This window comes from Arthrobacter sp. 3Tela_A, from assembly GCF_049311025.1.
Classification (GTDB): domain Bacteria; phylum Actinomycetota; class Actinomycetes; order Actinomycetales; family Micrococcaceae; genus Arthrobacter_B.
In genome coordinates, this window is record NZ_JAXIOM010000008.1 from 1 (window position 1) to 20,048 (window position 20,048).

The following is a 20,048-nucleotide window of genomic DNA, read 5'->3' on the forward strand; positions in this document are numbered from 1 at the left end:
GATGAGAGGCGCTGAGAGTCATATTTAGATTCTCTCCAAAATCCGCGCCAAAGGTTAAACGGCCTCCTCCCCCGGCCCGGGCCCCCGGGGGGGGCCGCCGCCCCCCCCCCCCCCCCCCGCGGGTGGTGCTTAGCGCTGGGTGGCTTACTTGCGGCCGACGCCGACGAAGGAGACGCCGGTAGTGGGCAGCGGCGCGAACCCGTCCAGGGCATTGCTGTCCCAGGCGGTGGGCAGCTTGCGGTGGAAGAGCGGGTACAGCGGGACCTCTTCGGAGACAATGTCCACCACGGAGGAATGGATGGCCTTGGCTTCTTCCGGATCCAGCTTCACGGCCTCGTCCAGCTTCGCCTGTACGTCGGCGTATTCCGGAGTGGTGTTCCAGCCGGCACGGTTCTCCATCCAGGTGGCGCCGCGGTAGAACCAGCTGAGCAGGATGTCACCGTCGTTGCCGAAGACCGATGGGTCGCCGGGGGCGCAGAGCACGTCGAAGTTCTTGCCGCCCACCTTTTCCGGGGCATATACGGCAGCGGACTGCAGGATTTCAAGGGTGGTGCTGACTCCGATGGCGTCCCAGTATTCCTTGATCAGCGGCACTACACGGGTGACCCAGCCGGTGTCGGTGGAGGTCAGGGTGATGGTCAGGTCCTGGACACCGGCTTCCTGCAGCAGCGACTTGGCCTTGGCGGCGTCGTACCCGTAGACCCCTGCTGCTTCACTGTAGGACGGATGGCCCTTCTGGAAGTAGGACGTGGCGGCAGTGGCGTTGCCGAGCAGTGCCTTGGTGATCACGGCTTCGGTGTCGATTGCGTAGTGCAGGGCCTGCCGGACGCGCTTGTCGGTGAACTTGGCGCAGTTGAACATCAGGAACAGCAGGCCGAAGGACTGGACGCTTTCCACCTCAACCTTGGTGGCCAGCTGGTCCACGTCCAGGTAGGGAACATCCTCGATGGCCTGGGTGCGGGAAGGGACGGAGGCCACGCGGGCGGCCGGGTCTGCCAGCAGCAGCCAGGTCATGTCCGCGACGCGGGCCGGGTACTTGCCGTTGTAGTCGTCGAACTTCTTGAAGACGATGCGGTCTTCCTTGACGGCGGAGACCAGGCTGTACGGGCCGGAGCCGACCGGCTTCAGGTCGAAGCCTTCAGGATCTGCGGTGACGACGGCCTTCGGCACAACCTTGATGACTGAGATGCGTGAGCTGAAGCCGGGGAATGGGTACTTCAGCTTGAACTGGACGGTTGAGTCGTCCTTCGCGCTGACAGAATCGATGAAGGGGATGAACCCGGCGAAAAGGGACTGGTTGGCCGGATCCAGGACGCGCTCGTAGGAGAAGACGACGTCTTCGGCGGTAACTGGATCGCCGTTGTGGAACTTCGCGCCATCGCGGAGCTTGACCTCCCAGGTGGTGTCATCGATCTGGGTGGGTTCGGCGGCGGCCAGCGCCAGGAACGGTTCCCGGGTTGCCGGATGCAGTTCGGTCAGGCCTTCGAAGATGTGCAGGTTTGCTGCCTGCGGAGTGGCTCCGGTGGAGATCATCGGGTCGAAGCCCGTCGAGAGCTGGTAGGAGATGCCGGCCTCGATGGAGCCCGTGCCCTCGGCTGCGGCGGCACTGCCGGCCGGGGCCGGGCTTCCGCCCGGGCTGCAGGCGGAAATCGAGCCTGCGAAAGCTGCGGCGGCACCCATGACGCCTGCCAGCTTGAGGAAGTTGCGGCGGCTTGAGTCGTTCAGCAGGCCGCTGGTGTCAAGAGAAGTATTCATCTGTTGCCTCGCCATCCATGTCACTTATCGGACGTAGGATGTCCGATGCTTGTTCCGAGAACTGTAAGGTTCCTCACATGAGAACGTCAAGCGATCTCAAGACACTCTTTTGTAACTCTGTCCTAAAGATAGGACATCCTATAACCTGTGGTGCTATCGGCTAAGTTTTATCCCATAGCCCATCGATTCGCCGTCCCAGGAGGACTTATGAGCCTGCCCCATGCTTCACTGCCGCCGGCGCGGTTCAGTGCCCAGAACCGTTCGCGGGCCCTGCAGGCTGAAATCATGGAACTCATCCTGGAGCGCGACCTCAAGGCCGGAGATGCCCTTCCCACCGAGGCGGAGCTGGCCGCGGCACTGGGAATCGGCAGGAACACGCTGCGTGAAGCGCTCAAGGTCCTGCAGGCCCTGGGTGTAGTGGAGATCCGGCACGGTTTCGGGATGTTCGTGGCTCCGGCCAACTTCGATGCGCTGGCGGACGGCCTGACTTTCCGGGGGCGGCTCTCGCTTCGGCACGAGGGCAAGGAAGCGCTCCAGCTGGTGGACGTGCGGCAGGCGCTGGAAGCCGGACTGATCGGCGAAGCCATGGACCTCTGGACTCCTGAGCACCTGGAGGAGATTGAAGCTACGGTCCGGGAAATGGAAGCCCTGGCCGCCGATGGAGCCCCCTTCACCGAAGTGGATGAGCGCTTCCACTACCAGCTCTTCGAGCCTCTGGGCAATGAACTGCTCTCTAACCTGATGTCAGTCTTCTGGCAGGTCTACCGCAAGATTCATCTGGAGCTGGGCGGGGATCCGCTGGTCAATCTGGTGGAGAACGCCGCCGTGCACCGGGGAATCCTGGAAGCGGTCAAGGCGGGGGACAAGGAACTCGCCTCTGAACGGCTCCGGCGGCACTTTGACGGTATCCGTGGGCAGCTCGCGAAGCTGCGTGACGCGTGAGCGCCGGAACCATGGACCATCCCGCTGCCCCGCTGCTGCAGATTCTGGACCGGGCGCAAATCGGACCCGCCGCTGCCGGGCTCGTGCTGGATGCGTTCTCTGCCCGTCCTGCGCCCGTGATCGGAGTGGCTACCGGCTCATCGCCGTCGCCCCTCTATGACGCCCTCGCGGACACACAAGCGGACTACCGCCACACGACCTGGTTCGCACTGGATGAGTACGTCGGCCTGCCGCCTGGTCATCCGGAAAGCTACGCGGAAGTGCTGCGCCGGGAGATTATCGAGCCCCTGGGGCTGGATCCTCGGTCAGTGCATCTCCCCGATCCGCACCGGGCTGACCTGCAGGCGGCCTGCGATGATTACGAAGGGCTGATCACGGCTGTGGGCGGAATCGACGTACAGATCCTGGGCATCGGACGCAACGGACACCTGGCGTTCAACGAACCGGGCGGGGCACTGGACTCACGGACCCGGGTGGAGGTCCTGACCGAGGACACCCGGCGTGCCAACCAGCGGTTTTTCGATTCGCTGGACAGCGTCCCCACGCACTGCCTGACCCAGGGCCTGGGAACTATTCTCGAAGCCGGGCAGCTGCTGCTCATTGCCCGCGGGAAAGACAAGGCCCCCGCCCTCCGCGCCGCGTTGAAAGGCCCGGTAAGTCCGGACTGCCCAGCCTCCGTCCTGCAGCTGCACGGCCGGGTCACCGTCCTGGCCGACACTGCAGCCGCCTCGCTCCTCTAGCCCGAAGGACCTTGTTTTATGCCCGCCACCAGCCCTCCGCCAGCGCAGTCCGCCGACCGTCCGCGCATGGTGCTGCGTGGTCCTGCGGTGACCGGTCCGCTGCTGGCGGACGCTGCGGTGGCCGTCGACGGCGGCGTCATCACTTACGCGGGGCCGCAGCGCGGCCTCGACGTCCGCCCGGATGACGACGTCGTTGATCTCGCCGCCGGCGAGGTGCTCATCCCCGGGCTGGTGGACCTGCACTGTCACGGAGCCTACGGCGTTGATTTCTCCCGGGCGGATGCCTCCTCGATCCGCGAGGCCGTTGCGGGACTGCACCGTGCCGGGACCACCACCGTCATGGCCAGCCTTGTCACCGACGAACCGGAATCATTGCTGCGGCAGGTGGCGCTGCTCGCCGGGCTGGCCGAGGAAGGCCTGATAGCGGGCATCCATTTGGAAGGTCCGTTCCTGTCTGAAGTCCGCTGCGGAGCCCAGGATCCGCGCTGGCTGCTGGCGCCGGACCTGGAGCTGGCGGAGGCCCTGATCCGGTCAAGCCGGGGCCAGCTGCGCACCATGACCTACGCTCCTGAGCTTCCCGGGGCGGACGCCCTGGTGGAGCTCCTCACCGCCAGCGGCGTGATCCCGTCCCTGGGGCATACCGCCTGCACGGCCGAGCAGGCCCACGAATCCCTGAAACTGGCTGCGAATCATCTCGCGGCATCAGGCGGGGAAACCGTACGGCCCACCGTCACACACCTGTTCAACGGCATGGACCCGATCCACCACCGGGCACCCGGGGCTGTTTCGGCCTGCCTGCGCGCTGCGAAGGCCGGCAACGCCGCGGTGGAGCTCATTGCGGACAACACGCACCTTGATCCCTACCTTGTGGCGGCCATGTTCGACCTGCTGGGAGCGGGAAACATTACCCTGGTTACCGACTCCATGGCGGCTTCCGGCCTGGCTGACGGCCAGTACCGGCTGGGTCCTGCCGACGTGCTGGTCCAGGACGGCGTAGCCCGGCTGTCGACCACAGGGTCGATTGCCGGCGGCACTGCGGCCATGGCGGATCTGGTCCGTAACGCCGTGGGTGCCGGGGTGAAGCTGGCGGACGCCGTCACCTCCGCCGCGGCTGTGCCGGCCGGAGTGCTGGGCCGTGGGCAGGAGCTGGGGTCCTTGCTTGCCGGGGCTTCCGCTGATCTGCTCGTGCTGGACGAGGCTCTGGCGCCTGTCCGGGTGATGCGCCGCGGCCGCTGGCTTTCCTAGCCCCGGCGGACGGCGTGGCGGTCAGCTGAGCCGCTCGGTGAGGCGGACGGTGACTGTGTCTCCGATGTCCTTGCCCAGCTTTTTGCGCAGCTTGGCGCTGATTGAAAGCATGTGTCCACCCTGGCCGGTGGGCATAAGTCCGCCGCGAATAGGTTCCTCATCCACGGTGGCTGCCACCTTGACGGTCTTTCCGGTACCGAAGAACTCAGCCGATCCCGGCATTTCCACGCAGGACCAGACATCTCCTTTAACCTTCACCCCGATCGGAGCTGTGAAGGTGTGGTCTAGCGGGCCCGGGACTGTCGCCATGCGTGTTCTCCTGTTCAGGGCCGGCGTCGCTGCCGGTCCGTTCACCCTATCGGGTTCCGGTGGGTAGAGGAACGGTGGGGTAAACGACGGCGGTCCTCCATGCTGCGCCGCTATGCCCGACGTCCCGATCCGGTAGAACAGGGCCGATCCGTCTCCTGACACCCCGTCCAGGACTGCCCCGTTCGCTTCAAGGGTTCGCTGTGATGCCCTGTTACCGGACAGGCAAACTGCCAGGAGATGATCCATGCCAAGACCCTGCGCTTCTCTCAGCATCCGGCCCACGGCCCAGGTGGCCAGACCCCGTCCCCGGGCCGATGGCCGGATTCCGTATCCGAGGTGCCCCGCCCTTGAAATCAGCGGGTGCCCTGAGTGACGCAGTGCGATGGCTCCTAGTACCTGCCGGCCATCGGCGATCCACCGGTAGGTGCATTGGTTATCCGTCTTGAGACGTTCCATCCACGCGGCAAACCCCGAGGATGAGTTCACCTCATCACCGGCCTCGATGCCGAAGCCGTCCTCATGCAGGCCGGGACCCCACTCCGTATGTGCTTCCAGCCAGGAGCCGTGAAGGTCTGCGGTGGGCGGGATAAAGCGGGGCATGCCGGCACTCTACCGGGAGTACTTCTAGGATGGTCGGATGCCAAAGAGATCCCGCCAAGTTGCCGGCCGTGACGGCAGCACAATCTCCTACATGGTGTGCGCCGGGGAGGCTCCGGCTGTGGTTCTTCTCCATGGGCTGGCGGGGAGCAGCCGTGAATTCCTCGGTACCGCAAAAGCACTTGCCGGCCGCAAAATCATCCTGATTGACCAGCGCGGACATGGGATGAGTACCCGCACTCCGGCCGACACCTCGCGGGAGGCGTTCGTGGATGATGTCCTGCAGGTGATTGCCGCCGAGGAGGGACAACACCCGGTCGATCTGGTGGGCCAGTCCATGGGGGCACACACCGCAATGCTTGTGGCCGCGGCCCGGCCGGAACTGGTGCGTCGTCTGGTGCTGCTGGAGTGCGGCGCCGGGGGTATGTCTGCCGGCAAAGCGGAATCGGTGGCCAATTTCTTCCGGTCCTGGGACGTCCCGTTTGCTTCTAAGGACTCCGCCCGCTTGTTCCTCGGAGAGGGTCCGCTGCCGCATGCGTGGATAGCCGACCTTGAGGATCGCGGAGATGGACTCTACCCGCGCTTCGAGGCGGAGGTGTTGGGCCGGACCCTCTCCGGCCTCCTGGCGCCGCGGTGGGAGGAATGGCAGAGCATCACCGTTCCGGTGCTGGCGGTGTTCGCCGAGCACGGGATGTTCAGTGAGGTAGAGAAACGTCTCTTTGTCGCCTCCGGAAACGATGTTTCCCGCGCGGATCTTGCAGGGGCCTCGCACGATGCGCACCTCGATGCGTGTCAACTCTGGATTGATGTCCTGCGGCCCTTCATCGCCGCAGGGTGAGCTGACGGCAGGCACGACAGCGGCCCGGCGGCAGATGCCGGAAGCACCTGCGGCCGGGCCGCCGTCGTACGTGTTGCTACTTCTTGGCCGGAACCAGTTCCGGGTGGTGGATCGCAGCGACCTGCGGGTGGGCGCGGAGCCAGCCCTTCAGGACGTTGGCACCGTAGGACGCCAGCATCGGGTTCTGCGGGTCATCGGAGATGCCGCGGGACTGGGCAGCCAGAGCGGGCGGCAGCTGCACCGGGTCGATGACTGAGTCCAGGCGCGGGGACCAGAAGAACGGAATGGCGTAGCGGTCGACACCGGGCGGCGGCGCCTGCACGCGGTGGATGGTCGCGGAGAGGTAGCCCTGGGTGGCGACTTCGAGCATCTCGCCGAGGTTCACGACCAGCGCGCCCGGGATCGGTTCAACGGGCAGCCATTCGTCGGACTCGTGTGGCTTGACCTCCAGGCCGCCCACCTCGTCCTGCAGCAGCAGGGTGACAAAACCATAGTCGGCGTGGGAACCGACACCCTGGGTGCCGGCTTCCTTCACGACGCCGCCCACGTAGTGGATGAGCTTGGCCATCCACGCCGGGGTGCCCTCGAAGGGTTCGGTGAAGTGGTCCTCCGGCAGTTCCAGCGAAACGGAAATCGCGGAAAGCAGTTCGGCACCCACCTCGCTCATCAGCTCGGCCCACTCCATGGACGTCTCACGCAGTTCCGGCAGCACGGTGTCCGGGAAGAGGTTGGGTCCCTGCACCAGCCAGTAGGGCTGGTCGGCGGGGTAGTCGGCCACGGGCTTGCGCTCCGGGCCGAAGTCGACCTGCTCGCGGGCGTCGGGGCGGCCCTGGGTCAGCTCGGTGCCGAGGCGGGTGTAGCCGCGGAAATGCGGGGATTTGCGGTTATCCAGTTCCAGGCGGTCTTCGAGCGGCAGGTCGAAGAAGCGCTTGGTGACATCGAAGAGATCCTTGACGCGTTCCTCGCCCGCACCGTAACCAACCAGCTGGAAGAACCCGATCTTGTGGGTCGCTTCACGCAGCTTGTCGATGAACTCGGGGTTGAAGGTGCCGTCCGCATTGCGGGCCGTGCTGAGGTCCAGAACAGGAATCGATGTGGGGTTATCGCTCATTCCGGAAACGTAGCACCGGGACCTGTCAACTGGGAACCAAATGTTACGCAATACAGCGTCATGCGGCTCTGATCAGCGGTTTTAGGCTGTTACTGGTGGGGCGTAGCGTAATAAACGCCCAAGCCCAGCCAGAAACCCTAGACCACGGCTGAGTCGTCCGCAGCCTTCCCGGCAGCCATCTCAGTCCAGCGGCGCAGGAACGCTTCGCCGGCGTCGTCGTGGATTCGGTCCCCTGCGGTGAGCACTGCGTACGGCTTCTGCGGGACGCCGTCGGCCGGCCGAACGTCCACGTGCGCGACGTCGAAGCCCAGGGCATGCAGCTCATCGGCCATTGCGTAATCGGTCCGGGAGTCTCCGACCGTCCGCCAGATCTGTGGCACGGGAGTTCCAGCTTCCTCGAGCAGGGCCAGTGCGCGACGGGCGCCGAGGTCCTTGCCCACGCCGAGGGCCTCGATGTCCGTGGAGATAATGGTGGGGTCGATGCGGTAATCGATCGAGTCATCCGAGTCCGGGGCGTGGTGGTCCAGCCGGCACACCCCCATGTCGAACCTGGACATCAGTGCGAGGGCATCGGCGTCGAACTCTTTCTGCTCGGTCAGGTAGTCCGCGTTGGCGACGTCCACGTTCTGCTCCACGGAGACCATGGAACGCTTGGTCTCGTCGAAGAACATGTGCCCGGTGTACTTCTCCGCCACCAGGTCGCGTACTGCGGAGGCGTACGGCGCCGGGAGGGCCAGCTCCTCATCCACGCTCACCGGGCCCGCGCCGGAGCCGTTGAAGGAGAACCAGACGCCGCCCTTTTCACAGATCGCGTGCAGCGTCACGTTCGCCGGCAGGCCCGCGGCAATCATCGGCTCCATGACCTGTGTGCGGATGAACTCGTCGGACCGTCCGGTGTTGAAGACCACCGGCCAGCCCGCGGAGGCGAGGGCCACCAGATGCCCGATCACCGCGGGGGAGACCGTGCGGGTGAGCGGGGACGCTACCGGTCCGTCGACGTCGAGCAGCAGGCCAAAACGTGCAGAAGTCATGCCTTAAGTATCCCGTCACCTGCCCAAACGCTGCACACACTCCCGGATCCGCGTAATCCAGCGGCTGCTGCCGGGGCGTCCTGTTTCCTTGGGTGCCGAACTTCTCTAGTCTGGATTAGTGATCTTCAAAGCTGTTGGCGATGTGCGCCCCTACCCCGACCATGGATACGTAACTCCCAAGGACTGGGCAGCGGTACCTCCCCGGCAGGTCCGGCTGGACGAGCTGGTGACCACTAAGGCCACCCTGGATCTCGGCGCTCTGCTGGCCGAGGATTCGACCTTCTTTGGAGACCTTTTCCCGCACGTAGTGCAATGGAGGGGCACCATGTACTTGGAAGACGGACTGCACCGGGCAGTCAGAACAGCTTTGCACCAGCGGACCATCCTGCACGCGCGCGTGCTGGTAATCGATGACTAACGAGCCCCCTCGAGGGCAGCGCAGGGACGCCGAGAGCGACCCCACCGAGTGGCACGGCCACCGGATTGTGACGGAGCAGGACCTGGGTGCCGTCTTTGATGAAGATGACGCAGAGGCAGCCGAGCTCCGTGCGCAACGAAAAAGACGGCTCCACGGCGTGGTGCTGGGCGTCCTGGCCGGCCTGCTGGTCCTGGCCGCTGTGGTGGCACAGGGGATCAACGCCGGCTGGATCAATCTTCCCCGTCCGGAAGCGCGTCCGGCAGTGGAAAGCGGATGCCCCGCGGGACCGTACCTGTACCAGTCCCCGGAGACCGTGACGGTAAACGTCTATAACACCACGGCGCAGCCCGGACTGGCCGGCCAGGTGGCCGAGGCGCTGAAAGCCCGCGGGTTCGCCATCGGGGTGGTGGGCAACAGCACCGTGAACCGGGAAGGCATGACGGCGATCATCCTCTCCGGGCCCGACGGCGAATCGGGCGCCTTTACGATGCAGCAGCAGATCCCGGACACCCAGTACATCCAGGACGACCGGGAAGATGCATCAGTGGATGTGGTGATCGGGTCCGCCTACACCACCCTGGTGCCCCTGGAGAAAGCCGAGGCGGCCGCCCCCGGGCCGATCAGCTGTCCGTGGAAGAGCGGCGCTCCGGAGCCGGAGGCCGGCAGCTAGCAGCCGCTGCCGTCCACGGCGCAGGCTCCTTCGCTTGTTTCATGGGCGTTCGCACGGTGAGGGCATGATGCACGCTCACTCAGAAACGGTCTCGGACGTGCCGCTCCCGTCCGTAGAGTGCCACAACCATGAGGATGATGATTCCGTAGATGATACGGCTCTGGGATTCGGCAAGGCCGTTGCTCACGATAATGGTGGAGAGGCCAGTGAGAATGAGGGCCCCGAGAAGCGTCCTGGTGAAGCTGCCGCGGATGGACCCGAACGTGGTCCCGCCCACCAGAACGGCCGCTAACCCGGAGAAAAGATAGGGTTCACCAATCGACTGGGCCCAGCCGGAACTGAAACTGGCGATGAACATCCCGGCGATCCCGGCAAGGGCACCCGATGCAGCGAAGACGACTGTCCAAACCGCGGTGGTGTTGATGCGGGTCAGCTTAGCGGCCCGGGCGTTGATTCCGGTGGCATAGAGGTTGCGTCCGGCGCGTGTGCGGTTGAGTCCCAGCCACAACAGTATTGAAGCGACCGCTACGATCAGGATGACCGGGGGAATCGGCAAACCGAACGTTGTGCTGGTTACTCCAGCCAGTACGCGCAGCGAATCAGGTGGAGCCGATGCATAGTTGCCATTGGTCAGGAAAAGCGTTCCTCCCGTGACGACTGCGCCCATGCCCAGCGTCATCATCAGCGGCTCGACCCGCAGCCGATGGCAGAGGAAGCCGACCGCAGCGCCGAGCCCGCCGCACACGGCAATGGTCACGAGGAACGCCAAAGGCACGGACAAGCCTTGGCCGCCTGCGAGGTTGGCTGCAACAAAGGCACCGAAAATCACGTAACCGGGGATCGCCAGGTCGAGTCCGCCCAGGATTACCACCAGTGTCTGTCCCATGGCCGCAAATGCGAGCAGCGACGCGATGACGAGCAGAGCTGTGGCAGATCTAAGGTTGGCGATGCCCGGGACGGTCGCCAGCAGCCACGCCACGATGACGACAAGCACCAGAACCTGCAGGATCGGTTGTTGAAGAACCAGTACGCGAGCTCTGTCCCGGATGCCGGCACGGGACGGGACATGCGCAGGGGTGAGGTCTGCTGAAGGCTGTGCTGTCATGCGGTTCTCCGTGTCACTCGAGGGCGAAGCAGCGTTGCGCCCAGCACAACGCCGAAAATCAGCAGTAGTCCGTAGGTGAATTCGATGAGGTTCGGTTGCACGCCGGCGGAAGTCAGCAATTGCTGCAGAAGATAGATGGCGACCGCACCAAAGAACGTCCCCAGCAGACCTCCCCGTCCGCCGCCAAGAGTGGCGCCGCCAAGGACTGCGGCTGCCAGGCCGAGGAGTGCATATGTGGTGGCAAGGGATGAGCCGGTAGCCTGCATCAGGGCAGACAGTGCGATCCCGGCGATTCCGGCGAACAATCCTCCCAATGTGTAACTGAGTATGCGGACAACGGTCACATTCACACCGGACCCGTAGGCAGAGGAATCACTCTCGCCGGTCGCGAGCATGTTGCTCACAAAAGCAGTCCGTTTCAGTAAGAACCACACAAGCGCTGCGGCTCCCAGCGTTAGGAAGGCACCAGGTACGACGCCGATAGAGCCGGCAAGGGGCCGGGTCCAGTTGTCCGGCGCATTGACGGGGTTCTTCGCGACCGTCAACGAAGCGCCGATAAGCAGGAAGAGCACGCCGGTCGTTGCCACCACCGGGTGGAGCCGTACAACTGCCACAAGAACCCCGTTCAGGGCGCCCACGGCCATCGCGATGCCAAGCAGAAGGGGGACGGCCAGATGCCAGCCCCCAAGCCCCGCGGGGATCAGGACAGCTATGAAGATGCAGTTGATCAGCGTGGCCAGGGGGCCGACGGAGATGTCTATCCCGCCCGCCAGAATGGCGGGCGTCGCAGCAAAGCCAACCAGCACGAACGGCGCAAGGGTGGCCAGCGTCGCGCCCAGACGCCCGGGCGAGACGAAGCTCGGGGAGACAATCAGATTTACTGCTAGGAGGACGGCGCACAGCAACATGGCAAACGCGAACGGCCATCGTTGGAAAACGCCCAGCATCCGGTTCATGCGACCCCTGCGACTCTCTGCCCGAAATAGGCTGCGACGATAGTTTCATTGCCGATCTCGGTTCGCCCGATTTCCGCGAACACACTCTGGTTTCGGAAGACGAGGACACGGTCTACAAGCTCCACGTGCTCTTCCACCTCGCTGGAGAGCATGACCACACTCATGCCTTCCGAGCAGAGCTGCCGCAGGGCCGCATAGATCTCTCGTTTGGTGGTGATATCAACACCGCGAGTCGGATCGTTCAGTAAGAGCACGGCGGGGTCCGTAGCCAGCCACCGGGCCAGCAGTACTTTCTGCTGGTTGCCGCCGGACAGGGTTGAGATAGCGTCAGTGCTGCTGCCGAATTTGATGCTCAGGTCCTTAGCAGCACGGGAGAACCGTTCCGACGTGCGCCTCGGGTTCAGCAAGGGTCCCCGGATGTCTTTCCTCATGGTTGGCAGTGCGAAATTCTCCTGGGTGGACATTGTTTCAAATAGGGACTCTCCACGGCGTTCCCTGGGTAAGTAGGCGACGCCGGTTTTGTTTGAACCTGCTGCCCGGATGCTCTCTCCACCGGCCGCGGGCTGAGTAAGGGATCCTTCACCGTCGATCAGTCCGGCCAGTCGTCTCAGGAACTGGTCCTGGCCTTGTCCTTCGAGGCCAGCAAGCCCCACGAGTTCGCCGCGGCGCAGTTCGAAGTCGATGGTCTCGGCTGCCGGGGCGAGCCGGATGCCTTCCGCTGAAAGAATGGCGGGACCGAGTTCGCGTTCTTCTCGCTGATGTTCGACGACGCTCGAAGCGCCGGTCATGTCAGAGATCAGCTGGCCGATCGTCATGCTGCTGCGCTCCACGGTCGAGATGGTCCGCCCTGAACGGAGGACAGTGACACGATCCGAAATCTCCTCTACTTCGTCCATTCGGTGCGAGATGAACAAGATGGCACATCCCTCGGACCTGAGTCGTCGCATTTCCTCAAACAACCGGTCACGGGTCTGCACGTCGAGTGCAGCCGTCGACTCGTCAAGGACGAGGACTCGGGGGGTGCGCACGAGGGCACGGGCAATGCAGACAGCCTGCCGTTCAGAAAGGGAGAGCTCCCCGGCGGGAGAATCCAGCTGGATGCCGTCAACTAGACGGCCCAGCACGTCAGAGGCCGCCGCGCGCTGTTCTGCGCGGCTGCGGCGACGCCGGAAAACACCGTCCGTTCCAAGCCAGATGTTCTCGAGAACTGATTGGCTGGCTGCGGTAAGCACCTCCTGAAAGACCGTGGCAACCCCCGAAGCGTTGGCTTGACGGGGCGACCGGAAGGTGAGCGCCTCGCCGTCGAGAGTCACCTTGCCCTGGTCCGCCCGGTGCACGCCTCCGATGATTTTCACCAGCGTGCTCTTGCCTGAGCCGTTCTCTCCGAGGAGGGTGTGGACCTCACCCGGTTTGACGTGCAGATTGCCGTCTCCGAGAGCAATGGTCGCTCCAAAGCGCTTCTGGAGCGCTGACAGATGAAGACCTGCCGACAGCTCTTCCATGTAACTCCTCCTCGAGTACGTCATGTGACGCGTATCACGAACGATAGTAGACGAAACGTATCGCATCGGTCTACTCTCACTCACAGGCGCATTCGGCGCTGACTCAAGGAGGAGTGCACAACGATGAAGAACCTGACGAATACAGGGCGCGCCGGCCTGGCTGGGACGGCAGTTCTCGCGCTGGCAGCTCTCGCGCTTGCGGGATGCTCGGGGGCCCAGGGCACCGGATCGGCAGCCCAGCCGACGGCTTCGGCGGCCGATGGCCAGTGCGGCTCTGTACCGGATCTCGGAGCGAATGACCCGGACGGACTGCTTGCGGAGTTCAGCCCGGAAACTGCGGCTGCGTACAACGCCTACCCGCTGCAGATCAGGAAGTCTGCCTGGGCTGACTGGAAGTCGGAGAAGGACGGGGGCTACACGGCAGCCATCGTTGGGATGCCGCCGGCCAGTTCCTTCGTTAACCTGATGCTGGACACCGTGCGGCAGGAACTGGCCGCCGCCGACGTCGAGATAATCGCCGATCTCGCTCCCGACGACCCCACGAATGTTCCGCTCCAACTGCAGCAGTTCAGTCAGGCCGTGGCACTTAAGCCGGATGTCATTTTCTTCATTCCACTGGCCGGTGAACCGTCGATCGATGCGGTAAAGTCCGCCGGTGAGGCAGGCATACCTGTGATCTCCATGCAGTCCACTGTTGATTCGGAGTACGCGGTCTCCTTGACCGGCAACAGCGTGCTGCAGGCGATGAACGTTGGTGCCGAGACGTTGAAGACGATCGGTGGTACCGGCAACGTTCTGCGGGTTACCGGCATACCGGGAATCTCAACCGAGGTGTACGCGGAGGATGGCTTCCAGAACATCCTCGAGCTGTGCCCCGACGTTAACATCGCAGGTGAGGTGACAGGCTTTTACGAAGCGACCACAGCGCAGACCGCTACCCTGCAGTATCTTGCGACCAATCCCGCTGGGGTCGATGCGGTGCTGCAATCCGGGACCATGGGCCTTGGTGTGCTCAACGCTTTCCACGAGTCGGGACAGGAGGCCCCGCCCATTGGTGACATCGGGGCAACCCAGGGATTCGCGGCCTGGGCTGCGGAGAATACGGAGTACCCGTATGCCGGTTCCACGACTCCCACGGTGAGGCAGTCCCAGGTGGCCGTGGACATCGCTCTTCGCATCCTCAGGGGAGAGGGGCCGAAGATCAACCAGTTTGTAAACGATCCCCTCGTCGTCAACCGGTCGAACCTCGACGACATGGTTGAACCGGATTGGAAGACCACAGACTCCACTGATCTCGCCGGAGATCCGGAGGAGTTCTTCCCGGAAGAGGTTCTCAAGGAGTTCTTCAACAATCCGAGCAGCTAACGCTGCCGTCGAGTCCTGGAGCTAGGATCGCATCCAAGCCTGCCTATGCGATGCCGCTTCATTCCTGGACTGGAGACGATGATGTGCAGGAGACGTTGGCCATCCTGATCGGCGTGCAGCCATTTGCTGCACGCCGATCAGCCGTAAGAGGAGAAAGATGAAGTATTGGGACTGGCTGCGCAGTAGCGGGGACGTCCATCCTGTCATTTCGGCAGGGCTGGACTGATGGCCCCGGTGCTGGACACCCGATCGGTATCTGCGGCTGACCGCCGGGACTACTGGACCGAAGGGATTGCTCAGCATTTCTTTCCAGTGCGTTTGGAAGCGGTCGCCGCGCCGTCGTTTGAGGCCCGCTTGGCAGGGGGAGACCTGGGGCCGGTGACCGTCCGATCGATCCAGGGTCTCCCGCACCGGGTGGTACGTACACAGCAGATGATCGCGGCTTCTGATCCGGAGTGCATTCTGCTTTACCTGCTTGCCAAAGGGTCAATTCACTTGGACCAGGACGGACGAAGCTGCTTTCTCCGGCACGGCGGGATCGCCTGGCAGGACACGTCACGGCCATCGGCTTTCGAGGGCCGTGACGGCTTCGAAGTCATGGTCTTCAGCGTTCCGAAGTGGTTCATCGGAGCGCGGGCTGACCGCTTTGCACGGCGCACCGCAACGCGGATCGGTGGAGGTGAGGGGAGATTGACTGCCCTCACCACACCGTTTCTCCTTTCTCTCGCCCGGACCGTCGTCGAAGGCGAAGGATTGCCTGGCCGTGAAGCCGAAAATGCCGCTGAAATGCTTCTGTCGTTCCTCCGCACTCATGAGGAGGAGGAAGACTGGACGAATAAAGCGACGCCGCGCACCGAGATGCTCCTGAACCGGATGAAGCGGTATGCCATGGAACATCTCCATGATCCAGAACTTGGCCCCGAACAAATTGCACAGGCCCACTACGTATCGACGCGTTATGTGCACAAGCTTTTTGCGGCATCGGGCGCCGGCGTGTCAGCTTGGATCCGCGAGCAGCGGCTTGAAAAGGCTGCAGCTGAGCTGCGGAAGTCTCCGAAAACACCAATTTCAGCTGTTGCGGTGAAGTGGGGTTACAGAAATCCTGCAAGCTTCAGCCGGGCGTTTCGAGAACTCCACGGTCACGCCCCTCGGGATGTCAGATTGGTCTCGCCGCAGGTCTGACTTCCTCCATAACCGGAAAAGTGATGCCCGCACTGTTATCAGCGCGGGCATCACTTGCTCAGCGGGTCAGGCCAGCGGGTAGCCAGCCTGCCGGAGACGGCTGCCCCAAATGCCGGACTTGCCGGGCGCGATGATCCCGTTGGGATCCAGCGTGTCCTTGATGGTCTCGTTGAAGCGCCGCTGGGCGTGGTTATTAAAGCCGAACTGGTCAGCTGCGAGGTCCATGAACGACAGATGAGCACGGTACTCTCCGTAGCCGCGCTTTCCGGCCTCTGCCACCATCCGCTTGGCCACGGCGTACGCCTTATCCACCTGCGCCTGGTCCTTAGTGTTGAACGGAATCACGTTGATGAAGGTAGTTGCCCGTGCATTGATCGGCAGCATGCCGCCGAGGAAGTCCAGTCCGGCCTCGGCACACATGTCGGACATCAGCTTCTGGGCTGCCTGCGCGTGGTGGGAAGTCAGGGGGATCACCGGAGAGAAATCGACATGGCCGCCGTCCTCGCCTCCGGACCAGCCTGCCATCTTGTACAGGTCCTGGCTCGGCACACCGATCTGCACGCGCTCGTGCGGATTGGGCAGGGTCTCCCATGCATCTGGGCCGTGCTTCTCGCCGGAAATATCTACCCCCGGGATCTGCAGGAAACGAGCCTGGAGTTTCGCGAAGTTGTGATCCACAACGGCTTCGTCGCCATACAGTGCAAACCGCATCATCCACCGGCCGACGCCGAGTTCCGTGGCGATCTTGTCGATGACTTCCTCGGGCATGGGGCCGTCGCCGTCATACCACTCGGAGCGGGTTGAGAGCATCGAGGCGATGCAGAGTGTATTCGAGAGCTGCGGGCGCATGTCGATGGTGCCCGCCAGCATGAGTTCACGCAGGGCATCGACCACGGCGGGAAGCTGAGAGTCGTCCCAGAGGCGCAGCCAGAGCGGCATGTAGATTTCCGGCTTGGGCATGAGCCAGTAGCCCATTTTCGTGACAATGCCGAAGTTTGACTGCATAAACATTTCGGTAGACGTGGGGCCGAGTCCCCGTTTGTACAGCGGCCAGGTCGGGTTATTGTCCATCGCGCCTGAACCAGTGCGCAGAAGATCGCCGTCCGGCAGAACAACCTCGAACCCGCAGTGCGATGCCTGGTCGATCGAGTAGGGCATGTAGGTGAGCCCATGCTCAAGGGTGTTCGAGACAACGCCTCCCCATCCGATGTCGACGATGGACGCGACCAGGTCGTGTCCTCCGGCCTTGATGGCATCATGCAGGTCATACCAGCTCACGCCGGGCTCGACCATCGCGTATCCGAGTTCCTCGTTGATCTCCACGCCGGTCATTTCCCGGAACGAGACCATCACTGAGCCCCGAACCTGAGGGGCGGCGCCGCCGTAGCCGTTGTTCTTTCCGCGGCCGATCGGCCACAGCGGAACCTTGTACTCATTGGCGATCCGTACGACCGCCTGGACGTCCTCGACGCTCGTGGGGCTGACGACGGCGGACGGCACGTTGGTGGCGCTACCCGGGACCTGGAAGGGATCCTGGAAGTCCTCCAGTGACTTTGTGTCAGTTGCTACCTTGTCCGCTCCGATCGCCGCGGCGAAGGCAGTGAGTGCCTTTTCCAGTTCGGTTTCAGAGACCCCGGGTGGGGTTGGAAGCGTGGACGTTTCGTTGGTAGTGCTCATCCTTGTCATCTCCTTTGATGCCGTTAGTTGCTGGGGTGTATCAGGGGTGTAGCCGGGGACGTATTAGGGGTGGCCTGAGGTCTCCATAGTGCTCTGCCTCACATCCAGGTTGTGCTCCGGGAGCGCCATGGTGCAGTCCGTGCACAGAAGTGTGCGCGGACTGCACCATGCGGCTGATCTGGTACCAGCCCCTACTCCTGCGTGGTTCCGTGGAACCAGTTGCTACGACGAAGTGAACGGAGAAGGTCCATGGCTGCTGGCCGCTTGGAAGGAAAAGTTGTCCTGCTGACAGGTATCGGGGGCGGAATGGGACGTGTTACGGCACGGCTGTTCGCCGCGGAGGGGGCAATCATCGTCGGGTGTGACCTCAACCCGGACAGCGCAGCTGAAACAGTTCGGCTGGTTCAGGCGGACGGCGGGTCTATCGATTCAAGTGCCCCCGTGGACCTGGGCGACCGGGGCGAGATCGACCGCTGGATCGCCGGCGCGGTGGCGCGCCACGGACGAATCGACGTCCTCTACAACAACGCAAGCCTGCCACGGTTCGCCCCGTTTTCCGGGATGAGCACCGGTGACTACCAATTCACCATCCAGAACGAACTGCATTTGGTATGGCACGCGTGCCAGGCGGCGTGGCCGCATTTGGAGGCATCCGGCGGAGCGATCGTCAATATTGGGTCGGGGGCTGGATTCCAGGGCGCACGTGCTCTTCCGCAGGCTGCCCACGCCGCTGCCAAGGGGGCTGTCATCGGTTTGACCAAGCAGCTGGCAGCGGAAGGGGTTGCCGTGGGTATCCGTGTCAACTGCCTGAGCCCGGGCGTGATGGCGACTCCGCCTGTGCTCGCCATGTACGAAGAGTTCGGCGAGGACGCACCCGTCGCCCAGATCATCGAGCGCACCATTGACGGGAAGCCTGGAGACCCGCTTGCCGTCGCTTATGCGGGCCTGTATCTCGCCTCTGACGAAGCGAAATGGGTTACCGGGATCAATCTGGTCGTCGATGGCGGAGCCAGCGCCTTCATGTAGGCTGGCGGCCCTTTTATGCAAAGGCAAGACGGCGGTGTCCGCAGAGGCGGGCACCGCCGTGGTTATGTTCTCAGTTTTTTGACGGCTTCGCCTTCGAGGCTGCCAGCTTATCCGCGATTCCCATGAGTGTCGGTGAGCCGGCGGCTGCTATGAGAGCAGCCTGCGCCGGGCGCTTGAGCTTTACCGAGACGGCTTCCTTCGCCCCTGCCAGGACCGCTTCGCGTCCCATCGCCGGATTCTTATGGCAGCGCACGGGCACGTTGAGGATTAGGCGTCGCAGGCACGAGTTGTCGTGGTCGCACCAGACAATTTCGCTGAGCCTGCCTTGGAGGACCTTGTTGGGGAACTCCGGGTCGGCCAGCAGCTGCCTTGCTAGCATAATGCCGTCCGCATGGCCTTTAGCGATCGCATCAGCGCTCTGCTGGGGCTCGTAGGTGCTGCTCAAAAGCAACGGCGTGTTCGGCAGCGCGGCGCGGAAGACCTGGGGTTCAGCGTGTTCGAGCATTGCGCCCGATGTGGACGGAACATTATTGTCCATCGACTCGTAGTTCCCGTCGGTGAGCGCGATGTACCCCAAGCCGGCTTCGGCGATGATTGCTGCAACCTCGGCAAACCCCGCGGTATCCTGCCCGTCCGGCAGGTGGTCGTTCACGCTCATCCTAAGGCCCACGGGGTAGTCGGGGCCCACCTCCGCCCGAATCGCGCGAACCGTGTCCGTGAGAATGCGGGCACGGTTCTCCGCGCTCCCTCCGTATTCGTCGGTCCGCCAGTTGGTGCGGGGTGAAAGGAAGGACGAGTAGAGGTAGCGCATATGTGCGCCCAGCTCTACGCCGTCGAACCCGGCCGTCTTGGCGCGCCGCACCGCGGCGATCGTCTGCTCCTGAACCTCCAGGATCTCTCCCTTGGTGATTTCCTGTGGAGTCGGGTTCGTCCGGCCTCCGGGAATATAGAACCCGTGCGGCAGGCGGGGTGCCCCCATGTGGACTGGTTTCGGGCTCGCGGCGAGTGTGGGCCGCCCTTCGCCCGGGACGCCCATGGCGCCAAAGCTGGGGAAAATCTGGGCGAAAATCGGTACGTCGTGCGCGTGGACGGCATCGACCATCCGTTTGAGCCCCGGGATGAAGTCGTCCCTGTCGAACCGCATCAAGGGCTGAAACGGCGCTTCCTGATTCCCCCGTTCGGTGGCCACGCCCCCGCCAATGATCAGCAGGCCAGCGCCGCCGCGGGCACGAGTTGTCAGGAAGGCGATCGTTTGGGGGCTCGGGTGACCGTCCTTTGTTGGCTGCAGCACGGCCATCGGGCTGAGGACAAAGCGGTTCTTGATGGTAAGGCCATCGATCTTCCAGGGGCTCGCGAGAACCTCGGCGACAGTGGTGGCTTCTGGGGACATTCTTATTCTCCTAGGTAGATCGTGACCGTGGCACTGAATACGGCGCACAAGCGGCGGCGGCAGGTCCAGGCCGCTCGCAACGAGGTAGTCCGCACGGCCTGATGGAGGTAACTGTTCAAAACGTATCGTATTGAATACCTTAGTCTGGCTAACCACTGTCTTCAAGGCCACATAGTCAGGCGAGACTGC

Annotated in this window: 18 protein-coding genes and 1 pseudogene; 9 read left to right on the plus strand and 10 right to left on the minus strand. The window is 63.5% G+C overall.

Annotation, left to right across the window (positions count from 1 at the left end):
- Window positions 1-144 precede the first annotated feature (144 nt).
- The gene (locus TVC13_RS04220; RefSeq protein WP_422399986.1) at window positions 145-1,755 is read right to left on the minus strand and encodes an ABC transporter substrate-binding protein; all 1,611 of its coding nucleotides are present in this window, start codon (window positions 1,753-1,755) and stop codon (window positions 145-147) included.
- 207 nt (window positions 1,756-1,962) lie between these two features.
- On the opposite strand from TVC13_RS04220, the gene TVC13_RS04225 reads away from it, so the two are divergent.
- Genes TVC13_RS04225 through TVC13_RS04235 form a run of 3 tightly spaced genes read left to right on the plus strand, consistent with a single transcriptional unit; the run spans window position 1,963 to window position 4,682 of the window.
- Window positions 1,963-2,697: a FadR/GntR family transcriptional regulator gene (locus TVC13_RS04225; protein ID WP_422399987.1), complete on the plus strand. Its 735-nt coding sequence runs from the start codon at window positions 1,963-1,965 to the stop codon at window positions 2,695-2,697.
- Window positions 2,694-3,437, plus strand: coding sequence for a glucosamine-6-phosphate deaminase (locus TVC13_RS04230; RefSeq protein WP_422399988.1), 744 nt, complete (start codon window positions 2,694-2,696; stop codon window positions 3,435-3,437). The genes TVC13_RS04225 and TVC13_RS04230 overlap by 4 nt, the downstream gene beginning before the upstream one ends.
- 18 nt (window positions 3,438-3,455) lie before the next feature.
- Window positions 3,456-4,682, plus strand: coding sequence for an N-acetylglucosamine-6-phosphate deacetylase (locus tag TVC13_RS04235; RefSeq protein WP_422399989.1), 1,227 nt, complete (start codon window positions 3,456-3,458; stop codon window positions 4,680-4,682).
- A 21-nt stretch (window positions 4,683-4,703) separates the two neighbouring features.
- On the opposite strand, the gene TVC13_RS04240 is transcribed toward TVC13_RS04235, so the two are convergent.
- Window positions 4,704-5,591 carry a GNAT family N-acetyltransferase gene (locus tag TVC13_RS04240; RefSeq protein WP_422399990.1) on the minus strand — a complete coding sequence of 296 codons (888 nt, stop codon included), beginning with the start codon at window positions 5,589-5,591 and terminating at the stop codon, window positions 4,704-4,706.
- 37 nt (window positions 5,592-5,628) lie between these two features.
- Between TVC13_RS04240 and TVC13_RS04245 the strand changes: the two genes are divergently transcribed.
- A complete protein-coding gene (locus tag TVC13_RS04245) occupies window positions 5,629-6,426 on the plus strand; it encodes an alpha/beta fold hydrolase (RefSeq protein ID WP_422399991.1) in 798 nt (265 codons plus the stop codon).
- Between the two features lie 76 nt (window positions 6,427-6,502).
- Here TVC13_RS04245 and TVC13_RS04250 read toward each other — a convergent pair whose 3' ends face one another.
- The 3 genes and pseudogenes from TVC13_RS04250 to TVC13_RS04260 form a co-directional block, all read right to left on the minus strand.
- Window positions 6,503-7,537, minus strand: coding sequence for an isopenicillin N synthase family dioxygenase (locus TVC13_RS04250; protein ID WP_422399992.1), 1,035 nt, complete (start codon window positions 7,535-7,537; stop codon window positions 6,503-6,505).
- A pseudogene (locus tag TVC13_RS04255) lies at window positions 7,534-7,623 on the minus strand (sortase B protein-sorting domain-containing protein); the annotation flags it as partial. The pseudogene TVC13_RS04255 and the gene TVC13_RS04250, both read right to left, overlap by 4 nt.
- 51 nt (window positions 7,624-7,674) lie before the next feature.
- Window positions 7,675-8,568: a hypothetical protein gene (locus TVC13_RS04260; RefSeq protein WP_422399993.1), complete on the minus strand. Its 894-nt coding sequence runs from the start codon at window positions 8,566-8,568 to the stop codon at window positions 7,675-7,677.
- A 118-nt stretch (window positions 8,569-8,686) separates the two neighbouring features.
- Between TVC13_RS04260 and TVC13_RS04265 the strand changes: the two genes are divergently transcribed.
- Together TVC13_RS04265 and TVC13_RS04270 are read left to right on the plus strand one after the other, a co-directional pair.
- Window positions 8,687-8,986: a type II toxin-antitoxin system VapB family antitoxin gene (locus tag TVC13_RS04265; protein WP_066299736.1), complete on the plus strand. Its 300-nt coding sequence runs from the start codon at window positions 8,687-8,689 to the stop codon at window positions 8,984-8,986.
- Window positions 8,979-9,656 (plus strand): LytR C-terminal domain-containing protein, encoded by a 678-nt coding sequence (locus TVC13_RS04270; RefSeq protein WP_422399994.1) that lies wholly within the window; start codon window positions 8,979-8,981, stop codon window positions 9,654-9,656. Before TVC13_RS04265 ends, TVC13_RS04270 begins: the two co-directional genes overlap by 8 nt.
- Before the next feature lie 79 nt (window positions 9,657-9,735).
- Here TVC13_RS04270 and TVC13_RS04275 read toward each other — a convergent pair whose 3' ends face one another.
- Genes TVC13_RS04275 through TVC13_RS04285 form a run of 3 tightly spaced genes read right to left on the minus strand, consistent with a single transcriptional unit; the run spans window position 9,736 to window position 13,219 of the window.
- Entirely contained in the window at window positions 9,736-10,761 is a 1,026-nt protein-coding gene (locus TVC13_RS04275) for an ABC transporter permease (RefSeq protein WP_422399995.1), read from the minus strand.
- The gene (locus TVC13_RS04280; RefSeq protein WP_422399996.1) at window positions 10,758-11,717 is read right to left on the minus strand and encodes an ABC transporter permease; all 960 of its coding nucleotides are present in this window, start codon (window positions 11,715-11,717) and stop codon (window positions 10,758-10,760) included. Before TVC13_RS04280 ends, TVC13_RS04275 begins: the two co-directional genes overlap by 4 nt.
- On the minus strand, window positions 11,714-13,219 hold the full coding sequence (locus TVC13_RS04285) for a sugar ABC transporter ATP-binding protein (protein ID WP_422399997.1): 1,506 nt from the start codon (window positions 13,217-13,219) through the stop codon (window positions 11,714-11,716). Before TVC13_RS04285 ends, TVC13_RS04280 begins: the two co-directional genes overlap by 4 nt.
- Window positions 13,220-13,342: 123 nt before the next feature.
- On the opposite strand from TVC13_RS04285, the gene TVC13_RS04290 reads away from it, so the two are divergent.
- Both TVC13_RS04290 and TVC13_RS04295 read left to right on the plus strand, forming a co-directional pair.
- Window positions 13,343-14,584: a substrate-binding domain-containing protein gene (locus TVC13_RS04290; protein ID WP_422399998.1), complete on the plus strand. Its 1,242-nt coding sequence runs from the start codon at window positions 13,343-13,345 to the stop codon at window positions 14,582-14,584.
- A 225-nt stretch (window positions 14,585-14,809) separates the two neighbouring features.
- Window positions 14,810-15,766, plus strand: coding sequence for a helix-turn-helix domain-containing protein (locus TVC13_RS04295; RefSeq protein ID WP_422399999.1), 957 nt, complete (start codon window positions 14,810-14,812; stop codon window positions 15,764-15,766).
- Window positions 15,767-15,832: 66 nt separating this feature from the next.
- Here TVC13_RS04295 and TVC13_RS04300 read toward each other — a convergent pair whose 3' ends face one another.
- Entirely contained in the window at window positions 15,833-17,443 is a 1,611-nt protein-coding gene (locus TVC13_RS04300) for an FAD-binding oxidoreductase (RefSeq protein ID WP_422400000.1), read from the minus strand.
- Window positions 17,444-17,692: 249 nt separating this feature from the next.
- Here TVC13_RS04300 and TVC13_RS04305 point away from each other — a divergent pair, with 249 nt between their 5' ends.
- Window positions 17,693-18,469 carry an SDR family NAD(P)-dependent oxidoreductase gene (locus TVC13_RS04305; protein ID WP_422400001.1) on the plus strand — a complete coding sequence of 259 codons (777 nt, stop codon included), beginning with the start codon at window positions 17,693-17,695 and terminating at the stop codon, window positions 18,467-18,469.
- A gap of 70 nt (window positions 18,470-18,539) precedes the next feature.
- Here TVC13_RS04305 and TVC13_RS04310 read toward each other — a convergent pair whose 3' ends face one another.
- Window positions 18,540-19,859, minus strand: coding sequence for an NADH:flavin oxidoreductase (locus tag TVC13_RS04310; protein WP_422400002.1), 1,320 nt, complete (start codon window positions 19,857-19,859; stop codon window positions 18,540-18,542).
- Between the last annotated feature and the right edge of the window lie 189 nt (window positions 19,860-20,048).

Bases quoted from the DNA above. Each gene is read 5' to 3' on its own strand.
- TVC13_RS04235 (WP_422399989.1), top strand. From the start codon at position 3,456: ATGCCCGCCACCAGCCCTCCGCCAGCGCAGTCCGCCGACCGTCCGCGC.
- TVC13_RS04285 (WP_422399997.1), bottom strand. From the start codon at position 13,219: ATGGAAGAGCTGTCGGCAGGTCTTCATCTGTCAGCGCTCCAGAAGCGC.
- TVC13_RS04245 (WP_422399991.1), top strand. From the start codon at position 5,629: ATGCCAAAGAGATCCCGCCAAGTTGCCGGCCGTGACGGCAGCACAATC.
- TVC13_RS04250 (WP_422399992.1), bottom strand. From the start codon at position 7,537: ATGAGCGATAACCCCACATCGATTCCTGTTCTGGACCTCAGCACGGCC.
- TVC13_RS04270 (WP_422399994.1), top strand. From the start codon at position 8,979: ATGACTAACGAGCCCCCTCGAGGGCAGCGCAGGGACGCCGAGAGCGAC.
- TVC13_RS04240 (WP_422399990.1), bottom strand. From the start codon at position 5,591: ATGCCCCGCTTTATCCCGCCCACCGCAGACCTTCACGGCTCCTGGCTG.
- TVC13_RS04220 (WP_422399986.1), bottom strand. From the start codon at position 1,755: ATGAATACTTCTCTTGACACCAGCGGCCTGCTGAACGACTCAAGCCGC.
- TVC13_RS04280 (WP_422399996.1), bottom strand. From the start codon at position 11,717: ATGAACCGGATGCTGGGCGTTTTCCAACGATGGCCGTTCGCGTTTGCC.
- TVC13_RS04275 (WP_422399995.1), bottom strand. From the start codon at position 10,761: ATGACAGCACAGCCTTCAGCAGACCTCACCCCTGCGCATGTCCCGTCC.
- TVC13_RS04290 (WP_422399998.1), top strand. From the start codon at position 13,343: ATGAAGAACCTGACGAATACAGGGCGCGCCGGCCTGGCTGGGACGGCA.
- TVC13_RS04225 (WP_422399987.1), top strand. From the start codon at position 1,963: ATGAGCCTGCCCCATGCTTCACTGCCGCCGGCGCGGTTCAGTGCCCAG.
- TVC13_RS04310 (WP_422400002.1), bottom strand. From the start codon at position 19,859: ATGTCCCCAGAAGCCACCACTGTCGCCGAGGTTCTCGCGAGCCCCTGG.
- TVC13_RS04300 (WP_422400000.1), bottom strand. From the start codon at position 17,443: ATGAGCACTACCAACGAAACGTCCACGCTTCCAACCCCACCCGGGGTC.
- TVC13_RS04295 (WP_422399999.1), top strand. From the start codon at position 14,810: ATGGCCCCGGTGCTGGACACCCGATCGGTATCTGCGGCTGACCGCCGG.
- TVC13_RS04260 (WP_422399993.1), bottom strand. From the start codon at position 8,568: ATGACTTCTGCACGTTTTGGCCTGCTGCTCGACGTCGACGGACCGGTA.
- TVC13_RS04305 (WP_422400001.1), top strand. From the start codon at position 17,693: ATGGCTGCTGGCCGCTTGGAAGGAAAAGTTGTCCTGCTGACAGGTATC.